The organism is Streptomyces thermocarboxydovorans (assembly GCF_039524635.1).
GTDB classification, from domain to species: domain Bacteria; phylum Actinomycetota; class Actinomycetes; order Streptomycetales; family Streptomycetaceae; genus Streptomyces; species Streptomyces thermocarboxydovorans.
In genome coordinates this window covers 1-4,424 of the sequence record NZ_BAAAGU010000122.1, presented here as the reverse complement: position 1 = coordinate 4,424, position 4,424 = coordinate 1, and the positions used below count along the sequence as shown (strand labels likewise).

Genomic DNA, 4,424 nt, shown 5'->3' with positions numbered 1-4,424 from the left:
GACAGGGGGACACAGTCATGCCGGGCCCGGAGGCCAGCGGCCCTCTTGCAGGACCGCGGAAACCATAACGGGGGGAGAGAGCAGAGGCAGGAGAGGCGGGTGGGGAGACGGGGATGCGGGGGGAGCTGGTAAAGACGCGAAGTTATGTCCTGCTGAGAAGGTGAATTTTGCGCCACACGTGGTAGGGGCATTGCGGGGAGGAGTCCTCTTCTCCCCTCGGTCAGACGAAAGGTGCCGCTTGTGACGCCACACCAACACAGCGACAAGGGACATACGGCCCAGGCTCTGCCGGGGTCGGAAGCGGGACTGCCCGGTCGGCAGCGCCCCCGGACCGACCGGGTGGTGTTCGGGGTCACGGCGGTGCTCACCCTGGCGTTCGTCGTCTGGGGCGCGGTCGCGACCGACTCCCTCGAGACCGTCTCCAGCAAGGCGCTCAGCGGCCTGATGCACAACGGCGGCTGGGCCTTCATGCTGGCGGCCTCCGGGTTCGTGGTCTTCGCGCTCTGGCTCGCGGCGAGCAAGTACGGCCGGATCCACCTCGGTGCGGAGGGCGAGGAACCGGAGTTCCGCACCGTCTCCTGGGTCGCGATGATGTTCAGCGCGGGCATGGGCATCGGCCTGATGTTCTACGGCGTCAGCGAGCCGCTGTCGCACTACGTCACGCCGCCGCCCGGCACCGACCCCGCCGACTCCGGTGAGCGCATGGAGCTGTCCATGGCCACCACCCTGTTCCACTGGACGCTCCACCCGTGGGCCATCTACGCCGTGGTCGGTCTCGCCATCGCCTACAGCACGTTCCGCAGGCGGCGCAGGCAGACCATCAGCGCCGTGTTCACCCCGCTGATCGGGGAGAAGAACGCCAACGGCGTCGGGGGGCGTGTCATCGACATGCTCGCCATCGTCGCCACCGTGTTCGGATCGGCCGCCTCGCTGGGTCTCGGCGCGCTGCAGATCGGCTCCGGTGTGCAGGACGTGGGCTGGATGGACAAGGTCAGCACGGGGCTGCTGGTCGGCATCATCGCCGTGCTGACGGCGGCGTTCGTCGCGTCCGCGGTCTCGGGCGTGGAGAAGGGCATCCAGTGGCTGTCCAACACCAACATGGTGCTGGCGCTGGTGCTCGCCCTGTTCGTGTTCGTGGCCGGGCCGACCATCATCGTGCTGGATCTGCTGCCGACGTCGGTCTTCGCCTACCTGGGTGAGCTGCCGCAGCTCGCCGGGCGCACGGAGGCCAGCGGCGGCGACGGCGTGGCGAGCTGGCTGGGCAGCTGGACCGTCTTCTACTGGGCCTGGTGGATCTCGTGGACGCCGTTCGTCGGCATGTTCATCGCCCGCATCAGCCGCGGGCGCACGATCCGGCAGTTCATCGGCGGCGTCATCCTGGTGCCGAGCACGGTCAGCCTGGTGTGGTTCGCGATCTTGGGCGGCTCGGCGATGAAGCTGCAGGAGCAGAACCGGCTGGGTGACGAGTCGACGCCGGAGGGGCAGCTCTTCGCGGTGCTGCGGGAGTTCCCGATCGCCACGGTCACCTCCCTGCTGGTGATGGTCCTGGTGGGCATCTTCTTCGTGTCCGGTGCGGACGCGGCGTCCATCGTGATGGGCACGCTGTCGCAGAAGGGCGCGCTGGAGCCCTCCAGGCTGGTCGTCGTCTTCTGGGGCGTGGTCACCGGTGCGGTGGCCGCGGTCATGCTGCTGGTCGGCAGCGGGCAGGGGGATGCCCTGACGGGCCTGCAGAACCTGACGATCCTCGCGGCGGCGCCGTTCGTCGTCGTCATGGTCCTGATGTGCGTGGCTCTCATGCGAGACCTGCGCCGGGACCCGGTCATCGTGCGCGACCGCATGGGCTCGGAGGCGGTGGAGCTGGCCGTCATCGAGGGCCACAAGAAGTACGACGGCGAGTTCGAACTGCGCATCGGCCCCGGCCGGGGCCCGGACGTGGAGGGCGACCCGATCGGCAAGCACTGAGCCCGGTGGCGCGAGGTTCTTTCGTGGTGGGCCTGGGGCGCGGCGGCGGGACGAAGGACGCCGCAGTCGCGCCCCTCCGCCCGCTGCCACAGTCCCCCGGCGTGGGGCTCTGGTAAGCGGCGCCCTCCGCCCCACCACCACACCCCCTCACGCCGTCCGCCGGGTGTTCGGGGTGTCGTCCCTGGCGGGCCCCATGCGTAGCTGCGGGCATACGTGCCGCCTGGGACGATGGGGGTCCCCCCGCTCGAGCGAAGTCGAGAGTGGGGGAGGGTGGGCGCAGCGGCACCCTGCCGGCGCGGGCAAGCGCACCCACCCCCGGCCCCCTCACGCCGTCGCCAAGTCAGCTGCCTCCTGCGCACAACCCCACGCCACCGTGATCCCGGCCCCACCGTGACCGTAGTTGTGCACCAACCGGCGCCCATCGGCCAACCGTTCATTTCCGAGCCGCACCGCGTCCCGCACCGGCCGCAGGCCAACCCGGTGCTCCAGCACCCGCGCCCGCCCGATCTCCGGCCGCAACGCCGCACACCTTTGCACAATCCCCTCCGCCACAGCCGCATCCGGCTCCAGAGACCACGCGTCCTCCTCCGCCGTCCCCCCGAGAATCAACCTCCCCGGCTGCGGAAAGAAGTACGTCGACTCACTCCCCGCCGTATCGCCCACCATCCAGTTACGGATCCCGGGATTCTCCACGACGACCAACTGCCCCCGCACCGGCCGCACCGACGCATCCGGCACCAGCTCCCGCGCCCCCAGCCCCGCACAGTTGACGACAACCGGCGCCTCGGCCTCCTCCAGCCGCTTCACCTCCCGCTCCTCGATCACCCCACCCGCCGCGGCCAACCGCTCCCGCAGCCAGGGCAGATGAGTCGGCATGTCGATGAGCGGCAACCGCAGCCACACCCCGTCCCCCTGCGGGTACTCCTCGGCAGTCGCCGGCCGCACATCCGCCAGCCGCCCCCCGGCCCACGCACCGACCTCCTCCGGCCGGACCCCGCCCATCACCCCGCCGACCATCCGCACACCGGTGATCCCGGGCCGCCCTGCCAGCTCCTCGTACACCGCCAGCGACCGCAAGGCCCACGCCCGCGCCGCCTCCACCGGCTCGATCCGGTACGGCCACCACAGCGCCCCGGCCACCGCGGACGTCGTCCGCTCGGCCGGGTCCCGCGTCCACAGCCGTACCCGGCGGCCGCGCTCGGCCAGGACCACCGCCGTGGTCAGCCCGATCACCCCGCCGCCGACAACGAGCACATCGCAGTCCGGATCAGTCCTCATCGCATCCCTCATCGAAAGCGACGCTAGCCGAATGTGGCAGGACGTGCTCTGGAGCGGCCCGTGCAGGGAATACTCACCCCATGTCTGCCGAGTACGCGACCTTCGGCCTGGCACCGGCGATGAGACCCGGTGGAGTCCTCGCCAACGGTGACTACCAAGTCCACCGGGACTTCGTCGATTTCGTCGTGGACGGATGCCCTCTGCTCTTCCAGCTCTCCGACCTGGACGCGGTGTCCCCGCTGGCCTCGGACGTGCCGCCGGCCATCTTCACCGCCCAGGTCCGCAGCCTGCTGCTGGAGACCGAGGCACCGCTGCCCGCCGGGCGGTACATCGTCTACGGCTGCCCCGAGTGCGCGGACCTCGCCTGCGGCGCGGTGACCGCCGTCATCGAACGGGACGGCGAGGACTTCATCTGGCGCGACTTCGCCTGGCAGACGGACGAACACGCCGACCTGGAGCTCAACGGCTACCACGGAATAGGCCCGTTCCGCTTCCGCGGCACCGAGTACCGCGCGGCCCTCGCCTCCCTCCTCGAAGCCGATCGCGAGGGGACCGGGCCCGGCGAACGCCGCCGCGTCCTGCTCATCGGTGCCCGGGTCGCCCTGCTCGCCAAGCTCGCCGCGGCGCTGCGCACCATCGGCATCGGCGCCGACATCGCCCTGGACGCGGAAGGCGTACCGGCGGGGGAGCTGCGCGGCTACGGCGCGGTCGTCTTCGGCCGCTCGGTGCCGGACGCGCAACGCACCGCCGTCCGCGAGGCGTTCACCGCCGCCGGCCTCGAGGTGCCCTTCGTCGAGGCCTACGCCCCGATCGTCCCGCTGCTCGTCGCCCAGACCGAACACGCCCTGGACAACAGGCCGCTGGAACAACGCCGCCTCACCGCCCTCACCTCCACCGACGGCGCGGCCGAGATCGACGTCACCTCCTCCTGCCGGGTGACCCTCACCGCCTACCGCATCGACCGCCTCTCCCGCACCCACACCCACGACGTCTTCGACGCCATCCTCCCCCCAGGCCACCACCGAATCCTCATAGACCCCAAGGCCCTGAAAGGCACCGCCTACTTGGTAGCCCGCACAGCCGGCACAGTCCTCACCACCCCAGGCACCTAGGTGTGCTGTCCCGGGACGTTGGTGACACGCGTGCTGGGTGCTTGAACGGGTGAGGGCCTTCTGGGTTCGGTG

Annotated in this window: 3 protein-coding genes; 2 read left to right on the top strand and 1 reads right to left on the bottom strand. The window is 70.7% G+C overall.

Going from position 1 to position 4,424, the window contains the following annotated elements; all coding sequences use genetic code 11:
- The first annotated feature begins 285 nt into the window (after positions 1–285).
- Positions 286–1,962, top strand: a complete 1,677-nt coding sequence (locus ABD198_RS30280) for a BCCT family transporter (protein WP_344007901.1) — start codon at positions 286–288, stop codon at positions 1,960–1,962.
- 324 nt (positions 1,963–2,286) lie between these two features.
- On the opposite strand, the gene ABD198_RS30275 is transcribed toward ABD198_RS30280, so the two are convergent.
- Positions 2,287–3,240, bottom strand: coding sequence for an NAD(P)/FAD-dependent oxidoreductase (locus ABD198_RS30275; RefSeq protein WP_344007899.1), 954 nt, complete (start codon positions 3,238–3,240; stop codon positions 2,287–2,289).
- Between the two features lie 80 nt (positions 3,241–3,320).
- Here ABD198_RS30275 and ABD198_RS30270 point away from each other — a divergent pair, with 80 nt between their 5' ends.
- Positions 3,321–4,352 (top strand): oxidoreductase, encoded by a 1,032-nt coding sequence (locus ABD198_RS30270; protein ID WP_344007897.1) that lies wholly within the window; start codon positions 3,321–3,323, stop codon positions 4,350–4,352.
- The last annotated feature ends 72 nt before the right edge of the window (positions 4,353–4,424 follow it).